Genomic DNA, 14,914 nt, shown 5'->3' on the forward strand with positions numbered 1-14,914 from the left:
CGTTTCGCGTTCTGCATAAGTAGTTTAACTATTTGCATTTCCTCCTTCGGGATGCTCGTTTATTCCCGATGGGAAAACGGGCGGGACGACTCTCTTTTTGGCTCCTTTTGCTGGCGTGGCTGACGGCCATCGTCCTCGGCTTCCGTTTTCTTTCAGGCTATGAAGGAAAGGCCGGTTCCGGGGCGGCGGTCGCCTCCTTCCCCCAGGGTCTTTCCCCGGCGCTGTCCCTCGATCCTTCCCGGAAAAACCTGATCCTCGTCGCCCACCCCCGCTGCCCCTGCACCGGAGCCACCCTCGACGAATTGATCGAGATCATGACTGCCTGCCGGAACGAACTCCACGTCTCGGTCCTCTTCACCGTCCCTGCCGGGGAATCCCAAGCCGGATGGGTCGATTCCCATCTGGAACGGGAGGCCCGCCGGATTCCGGGAGTCACCGTCGTCGACGATCCCGATGGGAAGATGGCCGCCCGGCTTGGCGCGGCGGTCTCGGGCGTGGCGCTCCTTTTCGACGGCCGGGGAAAGCTCCTCTTCTCCGGGGGGATCACCGAGGCGCGGGGACATCGGGGTCCGAACGATGGCCGCGAATCGGTGATCGCGCTCGTCCAGGGCCGCCCGGCGGCGGCTCTCCGCACGCCGGTCTTTGGCTGCGCCCTGGTCGGGAGCGGATTGCAGGCGGGCATGGGAAATGATTCCGGGAAGACGGAGAAAAAGTTATGACGGCGGGCCTTTCTGAAAAAGTTATGACGCTGGGAGGCGGGCCGGTCGACGAGCGGGCCGTCGAGGCCGTCTTCGGCTCGTTCATGGATCGTGTCCAGGAGCGGACCAACCGCTTCTTCGCCTTCCTCCTCCTCGGGCAATGGGTGGCTGCCATCGCGATCGCCCTGATCATCTCGCCCCTCGCCTGGGAAGGGCGCGGCTATCAGGTCCATCCCCACGTCTGGGCGGCGGTCTTCATCGGCGGATTGATCACGCTCTATCCGGCCTGGCTCGGATTGCGGAGCGCGACGAAGGGGGAAGGGACGGCCATCGATCGCCGCCTGGTCCCCCACATCATGGCGGTCGCCCAGATGTTGACCTCCTCCCTCTTCATCCACCTCACCGGCGGACGGATTGAGACCCATTTCCATATCTTCGGCTCCCTCGCCCTCCTCGCCTTCTATCGGAAAACTCCGGTCCTCCTCACCGCCACGGCGGTGACCTGCCTCGATCACCTGTTGCGCGGCCTGTTCTGGCCGGAATCGGTCTACGGCGTCTTCACCGCCTCGCCCTGGCGGACGCTCGAGCACGGCTTCTGGGTCCTCTTCGAGGTCGCCTTCCTGGCCATCTCGATCCGGGGCGGACGGCAGGACCTGTGGGACGGCGCCCGCCGCCGGGTCGTGCTGGAGAACGTCAACGGGGAGATGGAACGGATCATCACCGAGCGGACCACCGACCTCCAGAAGAGCGAGGAACGCTTCCGCACCCTCTTCAAGGACGCCCCCATCGGCCTCTATCACGCCGACCCGCAGGGAACCCTCCTGCTGGCGAACCGCCTCATGGTCCAGATCCTCGGCTACGCCTCGCGGGAGGAGCTGAAGGCCCATGCCGTCAACTTCCGGAAGACCGGGGAGAGCGACGACCGGCAGGCCTTCTTCGACGAGGTCGTCGCCCGTGGGGAAATCCGGAGCCGGGACACGGCGTGGCGGCGGGCCGACGGTTCCCTGGTCCACGTCCGGGAGAGCGTCCGCGCCTACCGGAACGAGGAGGGGAAGCTTCTCCACTTCGAGGGCTCGGTCGAGGACATCACCGAACGCCGCCACCTCGAGGAGCGTTATTTCCAATCCCAGAAGGTCCAGGCCATCGGTCAGCTCGCGGGCGGCGTCGCCCACGACTTCAACAATATCCTGACCGCGATCCTCGGCTACACCGAGATGATCGTCGACGAGCCGGGATCGCACGAGACCCCCTCCCATGCCGCCGAGATCCGCAAGGCCGCGGAACGGGCCGCCGACCTCACCCGGCAGCTCCTCGCCTTCAGCCGGAAGCAGACCCTGCAGCCCCGCGTCTTCGCGCTGAACGAGGTCGTCTCCGACCTCGACAAGATGCTCCGCCGCCTCGTCGGCGAGAACATCGAGATCCGGACGAAGCTCGACCCCCGCCTCGGCCTGACGAAGGCCGATCCCGGCCAGATCCAGCAGGTGATCATGAATCTCACGGTGAACGCGCGGGACGCGATGCCGTCGGGAGGACGCCTCACGATCGAGACCTCGAACGTGCAGCTCGACAAGGCCTACCTCGGGCCCCAGTCGGAACTGGTCCCCGGCGAGTACGTCATGATCTCGATCAGCGACAGCGGCATCGGGATGACGCCCGAGGTGAAGGCGCGGATCTTCGAGCCCTTCTTCACCACGAAGGGGGAGGGGCAGGGGACCGGCCTCGGCCTGGCCACCTGCCACGGCATCGTCCGGCAGAGCGGCGGCCAGATCTCGGTCTACAGCGAGGTCGGTATCGGGACGACTTTCCGGGTCTACCTGCCCCGGACCCGCGAATTGCTCAGTCCCGTCGAGGCCCCGGTGAAGACCGTCTCCCAGGGCGGGGGCGAGGTGTTGCTCTTCGTCGAGGACGAGCCGATGGTCCGGCAGCTCGGCAGCCGCGCGCTGACCTCCCTCGGCTACCGCGTCATCGAGGCGGAGAACGGCGTCGAGGCGCTCCAGATCATCGAGAAGACCCAGGAACGTCCCGCCCTGCTGGTCACCGACGTCGTGATGCCGAAGATGGGCGGCGGGGTCCTTTCGGAAATGATGCGGGAACGGATTCCGGGACTCCCGGTCCTCTTCACCTCCGGGTACACCCAGGAGGCGCTCGACGACCTCGATCTCGCCAAGCCCGGCATCTCCTTCCTGCCGAAGCCCTATTCGATGTCCGATCTCGGCGAGACGGTCGGGAAGCTTCTGGGTCGCTAGAGTTTGCTTCTAGACGACCAATTCCCCGGGCGCGATGCCGGCGGGGAGCGGCGCGGGCCGGGAGCACGATGTCCCGACGGCGAGGCGAATCCCTTCCTCCGAAGAACGGGCGAGAGTCAGGAGCGCGTCGAGGAGATGGAGTGCGAGCGGTGCCGAGGCCCGGTGGGGCTTGTCCATGAGGAGGGCCGCCGCCATGTCGCCGAGGCCGATTCCCTTGCCGATGCCGCCCGGGCTCTGGGCCGGTTCGGCATAGGCCGGAGGAATCTCGCGCCAGAGGGGATCGTCCTTGCTGCGGAGGGAGACGGGTCCCTGCTCAAACGTGGCGAGGGAGAGGCTTCCCTCGGTGCCGTGGATTTCCAACGCCGGTTGGCGATGGTGGAGGACATCGTACGAGGCCGTGAGGGTGCCGCCCGCGCCGGTGGCGAAGTCGAGGAGGGCGGTGACATGGGTCGGGACCTCGACCGGGATGCGGACGCCCTGCTTTTTCTCGCTCGTCACGGTCCGTTCGGTCAGCGGCGTCCGGGTCGAGCCAATGACGGCGGCGACGGGGCCGAGGAGCGTCACGAGGGCCGAGAGGAGCGGGGGGACGGCGTCGAAGAGCGGCCCGCCGCCGTTCCCGGCGAGGTAGAACGACTCGGGATCGGGATGCCACGTCTCCGGCGCCGGGAGGGAGAGATGGGCGTGGGCGGAGAGGGGGATGCCGAGACTCCCCTCGTTGATGAGGGCCAGCGCCGTCTGGAGGGGGGCACCGAGGAAGAGATCGGGCGCGGAGCCGATCCGGAGGTTCCGGCGCTCGGCCTCCTCGAGGAGGTGGGCGGCCTCGGCGAGGTCGAGGGAGAGGGGGGAGTCGGAGAAGAGATGCTTCTTGGCCTCGAGGATGCGGAGGCTGATCCCGGCGCGGGAGCGGGCGGGGGCGAGGTTCACGACGAGGGAGATCCCCTTGTCTGCCAGCAGCTCGTCGATCGAGCAGGCCTTCATCGTCGCCTGGCCCTGGCTGTACTGCTGGGCGCGATTCTCCGCCCGGAAAAAATCGGAGTCGGCGCAGGCGACGGCCTGAATCGTGGGAAAGCGGCGGAGGCTGCTGAAGAAAGCTCCGGTGCCGTGGCCGCAGCCGATGATGCCGATGGGAATCCGACGGGGGGTGCTGCTCATGCTATTTCAAACTTAGCCATAGAATGTTCTCGGATGCGACGAGAACTATGCGTCTCTTAGTTGAATAGCGAGGAGGGAGGATTTTTTTGGGGAGTATCAGGCAAGCAGGTCACGTAATAAAAACCGCGTTTTCCCACTTTGAGATAGAATCCTTCGCAATCGACGACGTGATTGGGATCAATTATTTTTTGACCATCGATAGCTACGCCCCCTTGTTGAATCAAAGTGCGGGCTTGAGAGCCGCTAGGTGCTGCTTCAATTGCGACAAGTAGTTTAATGAGAGCGAGCGAGGTCTCGTTGACAATTGTCATAGCTACTTTCGGAAACTCCTTCTTGGAGAAGACCTGCTCGAAGCCTTCGCGGGCTTCCTTCGCGGCGGCCTCGCCGTGAAAGCGGGTGACGATCCGGGCGGCGAGCTGTTTCTTCGCCTCCATCGGATGGAGCGCGGTATCGAGGCGCTCGGCGAAGAGGGTGGGGTACCAGCGGGCCATGAGCTCGTCGCTGATCCGCATCGCCTTGCCGAACATCTCCGAGGGGGGATCGTTGACGGCGATGGTGTTGCCGAGTGACTTGCTCATCTTGTTCGTCCCGTCGAGGCCCTCGAGGAGGGGCAGGGTGAGGACGACCTGGGGGGGCTGGCCCATCTGTTCCTGGAGATGGCGGCCGACGAGGAGGTTGAAGAGCTGCTCGCTGCCGCCGAGCTCGATGTCGGCCTTGAGGACGACCGAGTCCCAGCCCTGGAGGAGGGGGTAGGTCAACTCATGCATGGCGATCGGCTTGCCCGCCTCGCGCCGTTCCTGGAAGTCCCGCCGCTGGAGCATCTGGGTGGCGTTGCCGCGCCGTTGGAGCTGGATAAGGTCGACGGCGCTCATCTTGCCGAACCAATCGCCGTTGAAGACGACCTCGGTCTTTTGGGGATCGAGGATCTTGAACGCCTGGTCCTGGTAGGTCTTCGCGTTGGCGGCGATGTCGGCGGGGGAGAGTTCGGGCCGGGTGGTGTCGCGGCCGGTGGGGTCGCCGATGCCGGCGGTGAAGTCGCCGATGATGAGGACGGCGATGTGGCCCTCGTCCTGGAAGGCGCGGAGGGTGAGGAGGGGGACGGTGTGGCCGAGGTGGATGTCGGGGGAGGTCGGATCGACGCCGAACTTCACGCGGAGGGGCCGCCCGAGGGAAAGCTTCTTCTCCAGTTCGGCGCGGGAGTGGATTTCTTCGACGCCCCGGAGGAGGCGGGCGAGGGTTTCGGCGGGGCTGCTCATGGAAGGGGGGAGGATAAAGAAAGAAGGGGGAGCGACGCAAAAGAAAAGGGCGACCGGTTTCCCGGTCGCCCTTTCTTTGAGGACGATGCTTTGGAGAGAAGAATTACTTCTTGTCGCCGGGGCGGTAGTCTTCCTGGGCCGCGGTGTCGAAGGCGTCGGCCAACGAGCCGAGGTCTTCGCCGGGGCGGATCGTGTCGAGGCGCTCGCGCTCCTTCTCGAACTGCTCCTCGTTGTAGTCCATCGCCTTGAGGGAGAGGCCGATACGGCGCTCCGCCTTGTCGATGCGGATGATGCGGGCGGTGACGTCCTGCCCGATCTTGAGGACGTCCTTGACCTTCGCGACGCGCTCGTTGCTGATCTGCGAGATGTGGACGAGGCCGTCGATGTCGTCGGCGAGCTGGACGAAGGCGCCGAAGCTGGCGACCTTGGTGACCTTGCCGCTGACGGTCTCACCGACCTTGTAACGCTCCTCGATGGCCTTCCACGGATCGTCGGCGAGCTGCTTGAGCCCGAGCGAGATGCGCTGGTTGGTCTTGTCGATCTCGATGACGCGGGCCTCGATCTCCTCGCCCTTCTTGAGAAGTTCGGAGGGATGATTGATCTTCCGGGTCCAGCAGAGGTCGTTGACGTGGATGAAGCCGTCGATGCCCTCGTCGAGCTCGATGAAGGCGCCGTAAGCGGTGAAGCTCCGGACCTTGCCCTTGACGGTCATGTTGACGGGATACTTGAGGGAGACCTCGTCCCACGGATTCGCGTCGAGGGCGCGGACGGAGAGGGAGATCTTCTGTTCGTCCTTGTTGACGTCGAGGATGATTGCCTCGATTTCCTGGCCCAAGGCGAGGACGTCGGCGGGACGCGCGACGCGCTTCGTCCAGGAGAGCTCGGAAACGTGGACGAGGCCTTCGATGCCGGGTTCCAGTTCGACGAACGCGCCGTAGGGCGCGAGGTTCGTGACCTTGCCCTTGACCTTGGTCTGGACGGGATACTTGTCGGCGATCTTGTCCCAGGGGTTGTCGCTCTTCTGCTTGAGGCCGAGGGAGACACGCTCCTTCTCGCGGTCGACGTCGATGACGACGACTTCGATTTCCTGGCCGATGCGGAGGAGTTCCGAGGGATGGTTCAGGCGGCTCCAGCTCATGTCGGTGATGTGGAGGAGGCCGTCGATGCCGTCGAGGTCGATGAAGGCACCGAATTCGGTGATGTTCTTCACGGTGCCCTTGACGAGGCTGCCCTTCTCGACGCTCGAGAGGAACTTGGAACGCTTCTCGGCGCGTTCGGCCTCGACGATCTCACGGCGGGAAAGAACGACGTTCTTCCGCTCTTCGTTGATCTTGACGATCTTGCAGGTGAGGGTCTTGCCTTCGTATTCGCGGAGATTCTTCGGGGGGGCCACGTCGATCTGCGAGGAGGGGAGGAACGCCTCGACGCCGACGGTGAGCATGAGACCTCCCTTGACGACGGCCTTGACCTTGCCGTCGATGACGCCGCCTTCATTGAAGGTCTTGACGATCTTGTCCCAGTTCTGCTTCTGGGCGGCCTTTTCCTTCGAGAGGACGATGACGCCGTCCTCGTTCTCGAGGTCTTCGAGGAAGACTTCGACTTCGTCGCCGACGGCGAGCGTGTCTCCGTCCTCGAACTCGTTCAGGGCGATGACGCCTTCGGACTTGTAGCCGATGTCGACGAGGATTTCCTTGCTGCGCTTCTCGATGATGCGCCCTTTGACGATGCTGCCCTCAGTGTAGATGGGCAACGCTTTGACCAATTGTTCCAACATAATGTGAAACCTCCCTATGTAGCTATTTGTTTGTCCCGGTCTTTCGGGAGAAGAGCCTGACGAGGTGATCGGGGAGGATAAAAAACGATCGCCCAAGCGCCGGGCCTTCTCGACCGGGAGGATCAGCCTATGCGGAAAGGGCTGTGCGGCAAGAATTTATTTGGGGGATTCCAAATAAAGTCGGTCCTGTTCAGGGCTTCCGCCGCAGCTCGATCACCACTTTCGTGGCGAGGCCGCTTTCATTGCTCGCCTCGAAGGGGACATAGGCCGGGGCGGGCGGCAGGAGGGCGTTCTGCCAGGCGGAGGAATCGATGGTGGAGCCGTCGTTCTTCTTGAAGAGGGCCCGGATCTGGATGGCGAGGGGCTGGAGGGTGAGGTTCCCGAGGCGGCAGGTGACCTTGATGGCCTTCTGCCCGCCGGCGGTCTTGTTGAAGCCGGTCGGGTTGACGATGTCGATGAGCTTCGCCATCGAGTCGTCGGTGATGAGGAAGAGGACGGTCTCGTCCTGGTCGTTCCGGACCCAGCCGGGACCGGGATTCTCGTAGGAAGGGGCGGGGGGCGGAGCGCCGGCGCACCCGGCGAGGAGGGTGACGAGGAGGGCGAGGGAAAGGAGGGGGAAGGCTTTCACTCGGGGTAGGGGGTCAGGAGAGTTCGGCGATCTTGCCCATCATTTCCCGGGAGAGATCCTCGTAGCCGGTCTTGCCCTTTTCGGCGGCGGCGGCGAAGTCGGGAAGGTAGGGCTTCCCGATGACGACGCGGAGGGGATGGCGGCGGAACTTCGAGGGGCGCTCGGCGGTGCCGCGGGGGAGGGCCTCGTAGGAGCCGAAGAGGCGGACGGGGAGGATGGGGACGCCCGCCTTGGCGGCGACGAGGCCCGCGCCGGGCGCGCCGGGCTGGAGCCGCCCGTCGAGGGCGCGGGCGCCCTCGGGGAAGAGGATGACGGCGCAGCCTTCCTTCAGCCGCTTGATGATGATGCGGAGGCCGTTCATGTCGGGCTTGTCCTGGTCGACGGGGATCGAGTTCAGGCTCGAGATGAGCCAGCCGAAGCCGTTTTTCTTGAAGAGGGTCTTCCGGGCGAGGAAGTGGATTTCCCGCGTCATGCCGCAGGCGACCATCGGCGGATCGAGGAAGCTGAGGTGGTTCGAGACGATGAGGAGGCCTCCCTTCTCGTACCCCTTCAGGTTCTCCCGCCCTTCGTAGGTGATGCCGCAGGTCGCGCCCATGAGGAGATGGGCGAGACCGCGGGCGAAGGCGTACCAGAGGCGCATGGGAGGGGCGGGGCGGACGGGAGTGGGCCGGTTATTTCGCTTCCTTCACCGCGTGCGCGTCGGCGTTCTCGAAGAGGCCCTTCCCCTCGAGGAAGCCGAGGACAGTCTCGACGACTTCGTCGATGCTGAGGGTGCTGGTGTCGATGCGGATGGCGTCCTTCGCCTTCATCATCGGGGCGGCCTTGCGGGCGGCGTCCTGGGCGTCGCGGGAGGCGACGCTGTCCTTCTCCCCGTCCTTCGCCCGGCGGGCGGCGCGGACCTCGGGGTCGGCGTCGATGAAGAACTTGAAGGGGGTGTGGGGGAAGACGACGGTGCCGATGTCCCGCCCCTCGACGACGAGGGGGCCGTGGTTGAGGAGTTCCCGCTGCTTTTCGAGGAGGGACTGGCGGACCGCCGGGATGGCGGCGACGGCGGAGACGTACTCGTTGATTTCCCCGTCCCGGACGTGGGGGAGGGGGTCGATGTGATCGAGGCGCATGACGAGGGTGTCGGCCTCGATGCCGCACTCGATCTTCATCGTCTTCAGCCGTTCCGCGACGAGGGCGGGCTTGGAGAAGTCGACCTTCTCGTCGAGGAGCTTCCAGGTCAGGGCGCGGTAGAGGGTGCCGGTGCCGACGTGGGCGAAGCCGAGGCGCTTCGCCAGCTCGCGGGAGACGGTGCTCTTGCCGGAGGCGGCAGGCCCGTCGATGGCGATGACGTGGTTGAGGATCGTCCCTTCCTCGGGCCGGGCGGGGGGCTTCGGCGGGTTGATCTTCTTCTTCAGGGCGTGCCAGGTCCGTTCCGGGAGGCTCTGGGCGTACTTCTGGGTGAGGAACTCCAGGTGGCGCTCGAAGCCGGGGTAGGAGGTGGCGATGCAGTCGGTGTCGTCGATCCGGCTGGGATGGTCGGCGGAGAGGGCGAGGACGGCGCAGGCCATGGCGATGCGGTGATCGCCGAAGCTCTCAACCCGGGCGTGCTTGATGGGGTGGCTGCCGTCGATGATCATGCCGTCGGGCTGCTCGACGACGGGGACGCCGAAGAGGCGGAGGTTCGTCGCCATCGCCTTGATCCGGTCGCTTTCCTTGACGCGGAGCTCATGGGCGTCCCGGATCACGGTCTGGCCCTCGGCGAGGGCGGCCGCGACGGAGATGATCGGGATCTCGTCGATGATGTTGGGGATCTCGTCGCCGCCGATCTCGACGCCGTGGAGCTTCGTCCCGATGACTTCGAGCGTGCCGAAGGGCTCGGCGCTGGGGGCCTCGACGTGCTCGCGGATCTGGGCGCCCATCCGCATGAGGACGTTGAGGAGGCCGGTGCGGGTGGGATTGAGGCCGACGTTGCGGATCGTGAGGCGGGAGCCGGGGGTGGCCGCCGCGGCGACGAGCCAGAAGGCGGCGGAGGAGAAGTCGCCCGGGACCTGGAGGTCGTTCCCGTGGAGCTTCGTCCCGCCGCGGACGGTGACGGTGAGGCCGTCGATCTGGGCGGGGGCGTAGAAGTGGGCGAGGAGGCGCTCCGTGTGGTCGCGGCTCTGGATCGGATCGGTGACGCGGGTGACGCCCTGGGCGAGGAGGCCCGCGATGAGGATGCACGACTTCACCTGGGCGCTGGCGACGGGGGACTTGTAGTCGATCCCCTTCAGCGCGGCTCCCTCGATGGCGAGGGGGGGCGTGCCCTTCTCGCCGGTGGCGGAGAGCTTCGCACCCATGAGGGTGAGGGGGTCGATGATCCGCTTCATCGGGCGGCGGGAGAGGGAGGCGTCGCCGAAGAGGCGGGTGGGGAAGGGCTGCCCGGCGAGGAGGCCGGCGAGGAGGCGCATGCCGGTGCCGGAGTTGCCGCAGTCGAGGGGTTCCCACGGGGCCTTGAACTTCCCCTGGACGCCCTCGATGAGGAGGGTGGTGCCGTCCTCGAGGATCTCGATCTGGGCCCCCATGGCCTGGAGGGCGCGGAGGGTGCACATGCAATCCTCGCCGGGGAGGAAGCCGGTGACGCGGGTCGGGCCGGAGGCGAGGGAGGCGAAGATGACGGAGCGGTGGGAGATGCTCTTGTCGCCGGGGACGGTGATTTCCCCGTCGATTTTCGGGGAGGGGATGATGCGGAGGTGGTTCATGGCGGCTGGGAAAGGGGGCTAGGAAAAGGGAGGGAGGCTACTCGAGTTTGCGGCGGGTGTCGTTGGCTTTTTCTAAAAGGGCTTGGAGGGTGTCGGCGTCGCCGTTCTGGAGGGCTTGGCGCGCCTTCTGGAGTTCGACAATCAGGGTGTCGAGGATACCGCCGACCTCGGTGCGGTTGGCAAGGAGGATTTCCCGCCACATGGCGGCGGGACCGGCGGCGATCCGGGTGGTGTCGCGGAAGCCGGGGCCGGCGGCGTGGAGGCTCTCGTCATCGACGATGGCGGCGAGGGCGGCGGCGGCTAGATGGGGAAGATGGCTGATCTGGGCGGTTCGGCGGTCGTGCTCTTCGGCGTTGAGATTCTCTACAATGCCTCCTACGGATTTCCAAAAGGAGGTAACGCGAGAGATGGTCTCTGGGGTGGTTTCTGTCGTGGGAGTCAGAAGGATAGTCTTGCCTTCAAAAAGAGTAGGGGAGGCGACGGGATCGAAACCGCCTTTTTCCCGGCCAGCCATGGGATGGCCTCCGATCCATCGTTCTTTGAGGAGAGGGGTAAGGGCGGAAACCACAGGACCTTTGACGCTGCCCACATCGGTAACAACGGCCTCTGCCTTAAGGCTGCCCGAGATTGTAGTGGCTACATTGAGCATCTGATCGATGGGGACGCAAAGGAATACCAGATCGGCATTCATCACGGCATGATCGAGATCTACTTGATAATTTAAGGTGGGAGACGTTTTTCCCTCGAATGCCTTTTTAAGGATGGGCCATGCGTCCTCGTTCACGTCACAAATAGTGAGGTAGTCACAAAGCTTCTTATGAACGCATGCCCAAGCGATCGCACCTCCAATCAGTCCGGGGCCGATGATGGCGATGGTGCCTACGTGAAACGGAGATGTCCCCGTTTCGCTCATGCCGTGGGGAGGGCTCCGGGGAGTTCGGCGAGGAAGAGGTCGAGCTGGGCGGGGGTGCCGATGCTGACGCGGATCCAGGCGGGGAGGCGGTAGCTGACCATCGAGCGGACGATGATCCCCTTGGCCTGGAGCTTCTTGAAGACGCTGGCGGCGTCGCCGACCTCGACGAGGACGAAGTTGGCCTCGGAGGGGACGAACTTCCGGCCCATCCGGGTGAAGGCTTCCTGGAGGCGGAGGCGGCCCGCGTCGGTCATCTCCTTCGTCTTCTTCTGGTGCTCGGTGTCCTGGAGGGCGGCGAGGGCGGCGGCCTGGGCGAGCATGTTCGTGTTGAAGGGCTGGCGGCTCCGCTCGAGGAGGCCGGAGATCTCGGTCGTCGTCAGGGCGTAGCCGATGCGGAGGCCGGCGAGGCCCTGGATCTTCGAGAAGGTCCGCATGAGGATGACCTTCTTCCCCTCGCGGACGGCGCGGAGGGTGTCGGGCGGGTTATCCAAAAATTCGTAGTAGGCCTCGTCGATGACGGCGACGACGTGGTCGGGGAGGGCGTCGAGGAAGCGGTCGAGGGCGTCGTTCGGGATGCGGGTGCCGGTCGGGTTGTTCGGCGAGGCGACGAAGACGAGGCGGGTCTTCGGGGTGATCGCCGCGAGGATCGCGTCGAGGTCCTGGTGGAAGCCGTCCTTCTCCTTCACCTTCGTGCAGCCGACGCCGAAGAGCTGCGCCATCAGCTCGTAGACGGCGAAGGCGTTCTCCGAGGTGACGATCTCGTGCTGGCCGGGGCGGGTGAAGGAGTGGTAGGCGAGCTCGATGATCTCGTTGGAGCCGTTGCCGAGGACGACGTTCTTCAGCTCGAGGCCGAAGACGCCCGCGATGCCGTTGCGGAGGTGGTAGCCCGCGCCGTCGGGGTAGAAGTGGAGGGAGGGGAGGGTGTTGCGGATCGCCTCCAGCGCCTTGGGCGAGGGCCCGATGGGGTTCTCGTTCGAGGCGAGCTTGATGATGGAGCCCGGCTCGAGGCCGAGTTCCCGGGCGACGTCGTCGATCGGCTTGCCCGGTTCGTAGGGGACGAGGTTGGCGACTTCGGGGTTGGCGAGATCGGTGGCGGAAAGCATAGGAGGGGGAAGGGGGAATGTGGGGCGGGAGGGCCGAATTGTCGATGCGGAATTGAGGCGGCTGGGCCGGGTTCAGGACTCGGACGGGGCCAGTTTCCCGGCGGCGGCCTCGTCGATGAGGGCGAAGATTTTCCGCTCGATGAGGGGGAGGGCCTCCTCGGGGGTGGCGAAGTCGAGGTCGTGGATGTCCCAGTAGGTGATCTTGTCGGCCCAGTCGGGGAATTGCTCCGTCATCATGGCGAGGTGCTCGTCCCGTTTCAGGGCGATGACGAGGGCGGCCCGCTCCAGGTCGGCGCGGGTGAGGGCCTGGCGGTCGGGGGCGGTGAAGAGGGGGCTGATGCCCCGGACGGTGAGGGCTTTCACGGTGTGGGAGGAGAGGGGGCCGCTGACGAGGTGGATCATGAGGCCTCGGGAAAAGGCCCGCCAGGGGAGGTTCTTCCGGGAGGCGAGGAAGTTGAAGACGGCTTCGGAGAAGCGGCTGCGGTAGTAGTTGCCGGTGCAGATGAAGAGGATGTGCTTTTCCATGGAGGACTGGGATCTTTGCACTTTTCCTCCCGGTATGAAAGAATGGAAGGAATGAAAAAAACGGTCCTCCTCCCCCTTTTCGGTTTCGCGTTGGTCGTGGCGCTCTCCCTGACCGCCTGCTCGTCGAAGCTGACGAATGAGAACCTGACGAAGGTAAAGACGGGAATGAGCGCCTCCGAGGTGGAGGCCCTCCTGGGGAAGCCCGCGAGCATCGAGACGAGCGAGACGCTCGGCATCCGGGCGACGACTTATTATTACAAGGCGGGCGGGGCCGAGGTGAAGATCTCGTTCCTGAACGACGGGGTGATGGTGAAGGAAGGGTCGTTCAAATAACGGTTCTCCCGACGCGAAAAAAGGGGAGGGCCGAAGCCCTCCCCTTTTTCGTCGGGACGCGGACGATCAATGATGATGGTGGCCGCCGCCGCCGAACCGGAAGTCGAGGCCGACGCTGGGGCCGTAGTAGTAGCCGGGCCGCCCGTAATAGTAATAAGGCGGGGGATAATAGGGGTTATACCCGTTGTAGTAGTAAACCGGCGGGGAGTAGCTGTCCTGGACGATGACGGTCGTCGGCGGGGCGGGCTGCGGCGCCGGCTGGGGCTCGGCGACGGCGACGGTCGCCGAGGAGTAGTCGGCGGCCTGGTTCGTATGGGCGCCGGAGGCGGTCGCGGCGGCCTGGCTCGCCTGGGCGTCGGCGAGGGCCTGGGCGTGGGTGGCGCTGCGGCGCTCGGCCTTGGCCAGCTCGTCCTTGTGGGTCGAGGCCATCTTGATCATCGCCTCCATGCTGCCGAGGCGGGAGAGATCGGACTGGCGTCGGCCCTGGAGGAGTCCGACTTTCTCCCGCTGGGCCTGGGTGAGGAGATCGGTCTTTTCGTCGAGCTTGTGGCTGCCCTGGAGGTAGGACTGCTTCTTGTCGATGGCGGCGAGGTCGGCGGAGACGTCGTCGAGGCGCTTCTGGAGCCCGGTTTGGGCCGAGGTGTAGGAGGCGATGTCGACGTCGGCCGAGCTTTGGGCGGCGACGCCCTGGCGGAGGTTCTTCTCGGCGGCGGTGATGTCGGCCTCGATCTGGTCGAGGTTCGCCGAGGCCCGGGTGAGGGTCGAATCGGCGACGGGGGCCATCTCTTCCTTGGCCTTTGCGGTCTCGTCGGTGAAGAGCCCGGCGTGGGCCTTCGACAAGGGCGCGAAGAGAAGGATGCCGCCGCCGACGAGGGCGACGAGGGTGAGGAGAGGGATGCGGCGCGAGTCAACTAACGCCGCGGAGGGCGCAGGGTGTTTCATATCTTACATAATATAGACTCTAAATGACCTCGAACGTTTCATGGTGTTTTATAAGTCGTTCTCCATCAATTAAAAATTCTTGTTCTTGATCCCCTCTTCGGGCTCCTCCATCGTCGTTTCCTTGAAAGCCGGAATTGCCATTGGATCGAACCTGGGGGATCGCGCCGCCGCCGTCGCCCGGGCGTTCGCCTTTCTGGCCCGCCTCTCGCCGGGGCATTGCCTCTGCTCCCCCGTCTACGAGACGGCCCCGGTCGATTGCCCTCCCGGCTCCGGGGGGTTCCTCAATGCGGCGGCGGAGATCGACTTCGCCGGGTCGCCGGGGGAACTTCTGGCCCGCCTCCATGAGCACGAACGGAGCGAGGGGCGAGGGAGGGAGGGAGGGGAGAAGGAACGGAACGCCCCCCGCGCGATCGACCTCGATATCCTCTATTTCGGCGACCGGACGATCGACGAGGCGGGGCTGGTCATCCCCCATCCCCGCATGAAGGGACGCCGTTTCGTGATGGAACCGCTTGCGGCGATCGTTCCCGGCCTTATCTTTCCCGGAGAGACCCGGACGGTGGGGGAGATCCTGGGCGACCTGAAAGATTAAAGACTGGTTTTTTCCTATTCTTCTTT

Annotated in this window: 14 protein-coding genes and 1 pseudogene; 4 read left to right on the forward strand and 11 right to left on the reverse strand. The window is 65.1% G+C overall.

Annotation, left to right across the window (positions count from 1 at the left end; all coding sequences use genetic code 11):
* Nucleotides 1–68 precede the first annotated feature (68 nt).
* A complete protein-coding gene (locus BLU04_RS10960; protein WP_157895295.1) occupies nt 69–719 on the forward strand; it encodes a hypothetical protein in 651 nt (216 codons plus the stop codon).
* A gap of 23 nt (nt 720–742) precedes the next feature.
* Nucleotides 743–2,944 (forward strand): ATP-binding protein, encoded by a 2,202-nt coding sequence (locus BLU04_RS10965; RefSeq protein ID WP_162274676.1) that lies wholly within the window; start codon nt 743–745, stop codon nt 2,942–2,944.
* Nucleotides 2,945–2,953: 9 nt separating this feature from the next.
* Here BLU04_RS10965 and BLU04_RS10970 read toward each other — a convergent pair whose 3' ends face one another.
* The 10 genes and pseudogenes from BLU04_RS10970 to BLU04_RS11010 all read right to left on the reverse strand — a co-directional run bounded on the left by BLU04_RS10970 (nt 2,954) and on the right by BLU04_RS11010 (nt 13,021).
* Nucleotides 2,954–4,096, reverse strand: coding sequence for a Gfo/Idh/MocA family oxidoreductase (locus BLU04_RS10970; protein WP_093285820.1), 1,143 nt, complete (start codon nt 4,094–4,096; stop codon nt 2,954–2,956).
* Between the two features lie 56 nt (nt 4,097–4,152).
* Nucleotides 4,153–5,352, reverse strand: a complete 1,200-nt coding sequence (tyrS, locus tag BLU04_RS10975) for a tyrosine--tRNA ligase (RefSeq protein WP_093285822.1) — start codon at nt 5,350–5,352, stop codon at nt 4,153–4,155.
* 103 nt (nt 5,353–5,455) lie between these two features.
* Nucleotides 5,456–7,126 (reverse strand): 30S ribosomal protein S1, encoded by a 1,671-nt coding sequence (gene rpsA, locus BLU04_RS10980; protein WP_093285825.1) that lies wholly within the window; start codon nt 7,124–7,126, stop codon nt 5,456–5,458.
* A gap of 190 nt (nt 7,127–7,316) precedes the next feature.
* A complete protein-coding gene (locus BLU04_RS10985; RefSeq protein WP_093285828.1) occupies nt 7,317–7,754 on the reverse strand; it encodes a hypothetical protein in 438 nt (145 codons plus the stop codon).
* A 13-nt stretch (nt 7,755–7,767) separates the two neighbouring features.
* Nucleotides 7,768–8,394, reverse strand: coding sequence for a lysophospholipid acyltransferase family protein (locus BLU04_RS10990; RefSeq protein ID WP_093285830.1), 627 nt, complete (start codon nt 8,392–8,394; stop codon nt 7,768–7,770).
* Nucleotides 8,395–8,425: 31 nt separating this feature from the next.
* Nucleotides 8,426–9,214, reverse strand: coding sequence for a (d)CMP kinase (cmk, locus tag BLU04_RS17235; RefSeq protein ID WP_343124805.1), 789 nt, complete (start codon nt 9,212–9,214; stop codon nt 8,426–8,428).
* Nucleotides 9,203–10,480 (reverse strand): annotated as a pseudogene (aroA, locus tag BLU04_RS17240) (3-phosphoshikimate 1-carboxyvinyltransferase); the annotation flags it as partial. The gene cmk and the pseudogene aroA, both read right to left, overlap by 12 nt.
* 37 nt (nt 10,481–10,517) lie before the next feature.
* On the reverse strand, nt 10,518–11,393 hold the full coding sequence (locus tag BLU04_RS11000; protein WP_093285835.1) for a prephenate dehydrogenase/arogenate dehydrogenase family protein: 876 nt from the start codon (nt 11,391–11,393) through the stop codon (nt 10,518–10,520).
* Complete coding sequence (gene hisC, locus BLU04_RS11005; RefSeq protein ID WP_093285838.1) at nt 11,390–12,496, reverse strand: histidinol-phosphate transaminase; 1,107 nt, start codon at nt 12,494–12,496, stop codon at nt 11,390–11,392. Before hisC ends, BLU04_RS11000 begins: the two co-directional genes overlap by 4 nt.
* A 72-nt stretch (nt 12,497–12,568) precedes the next feature.
* Nucleotides 12,569–13,021, reverse strand: coding sequence for a hypothetical protein (locus BLU04_RS11010; RefSeq protein WP_093285841.1), 453 nt, complete (start codon nt 13,019–13,021; stop codon nt 12,569–12,571).
* Nucleotides 13,022–13,072: 51 nt separating this feature from the next.
* Between BLU04_RS11010 and bamE the strand changes: the two genes are divergently transcribed.
* Nucleotides 13,073–13,354, forward strand: a complete 282-nt coding sequence (gene bamE / locus BLU04_RS11015) for an outer membrane protein assembly factor BamE (RefSeq protein WP_093285843.1) — start codon at nt 13,073–13,075, stop codon at nt 13,352–13,354.
* Between the two features lie 66 nt (nt 13,355–13,420).
* Here bamE and BLU04_RS11020 read toward each other — a convergent pair whose 3' ends face one another.
* Nucleotides 13,421–14,296: a hypothetical protein gene (locus BLU04_RS11020; RefSeq protein ID WP_093285846.1), complete on the reverse strand. Its 876-nt coding sequence runs from the start codon at nt 14,294–14,296 to the stop codon at nt 13,421–13,423.
* 121 nt (nt 14,297–14,417) lie between these two features.
* On the opposite strand from BLU04_RS11020, the gene folK reads away from it, so the two are divergent.
* Nucleotides 14,418–14,888 (forward strand): 2-amino-4-hydroxy-6-hydroxymethyldihydropteridine diphosphokinase, encoded by a 471-nt coding sequence (gene folK / locus BLU04_RS11025; protein ID WP_093288616.1) that lies wholly within the window; start codon nt 14,418–14,420, stop codon nt 14,886–14,888.
* The last annotated feature ends 26 nt before the right edge of the window (nt 14,889–14,914 follow it).

The sequence above is a fragment of the Verrucomicrobium sp. GAS474 genome (assembly GCF_900105685.1).
Taxonomy (GTDB): Bacteria; Verrucomicrobiota; Verrucomicrobiia; order Methylacidiphilales; family GAS474; genus GAS474.

Bases quoted from the DNA above. Each gene is read 5' to 3' on its own strand.
- BLU04_RS10960 (WP_157895295.1), top strand. From the start codon at position 69: ATGGGAAAACGGGCGGGACGACTCTCTTTTTGGCTCCTTTTGCTGGCG.
- BLU04_RS10965 (WP_162274676.1), top strand. From the start codon at position 743: ATGACGCTGGGAGGCGGGCCGGTCGACGAGCGGGCCGTCGAGGCCGTC.
- BLU04_RS10970 (WP_093285820.1), bottom strand. From the start codon at position 4,096: ATGAGCAGCACCCCCCGTCGGATTCCCATCGGCATCATCGGCTGCGGC.
- tyrS (WP_093285822.1), bottom strand. From the start codon at position 5,352: ATGAGCAGCCCCGCCGAAACCCTCGCCCGCCTCCTCCGGGGCGTCGAA.
- rpsA (WP_093285825.1), bottom strand. From the start codon at position 7,126: ATGTTGGAACAATTGGTCAAAGCGTTGCCCATCTACACTGAGGGCAGC.
- BLU04_RS10990 (WP_093285830.1), bottom strand. From the start codon at position 8,394: ATGCGCCTCTGGTACGCCTTCGCCCGCGGTCTCGCCCATCTCCTCATG.
- BLU04_RS11000 (WP_093285835.1), bottom strand. From the start codon at position 11,393: ATGAGCGAAACGGGGACATCTCCGTTTCACGTAGGCACCATCGCCATC.
- hisC (WP_093285838.1), bottom strand. From the start codon at position 12,496: ATGCTTTCCGCCACCGATCTCGCCAACCCCGAAGTCGCCAACCTCGTC.
- BLU04_RS11010 (WP_093285841.1), bottom strand. From the start codon at position 13,021: ATGGAAAAGCACATCCTCTTCATCTGCACCGGCAACTACTACCGCAGC.
- bamE (WP_093285843.1), top strand. From the start codon at position 13,073: ATGAAAAAAACGGTCCTCCTCCCCCTTTTCGGTTTCGCGTTGGTCGTG.
- BLU04_RS11020 (WP_093285846.1), bottom strand. From the start codon at position 14,296: ATGAAACACCCTGCGCCCTCCGCGGCGTTAGTTGACTCGCGCCGCATC.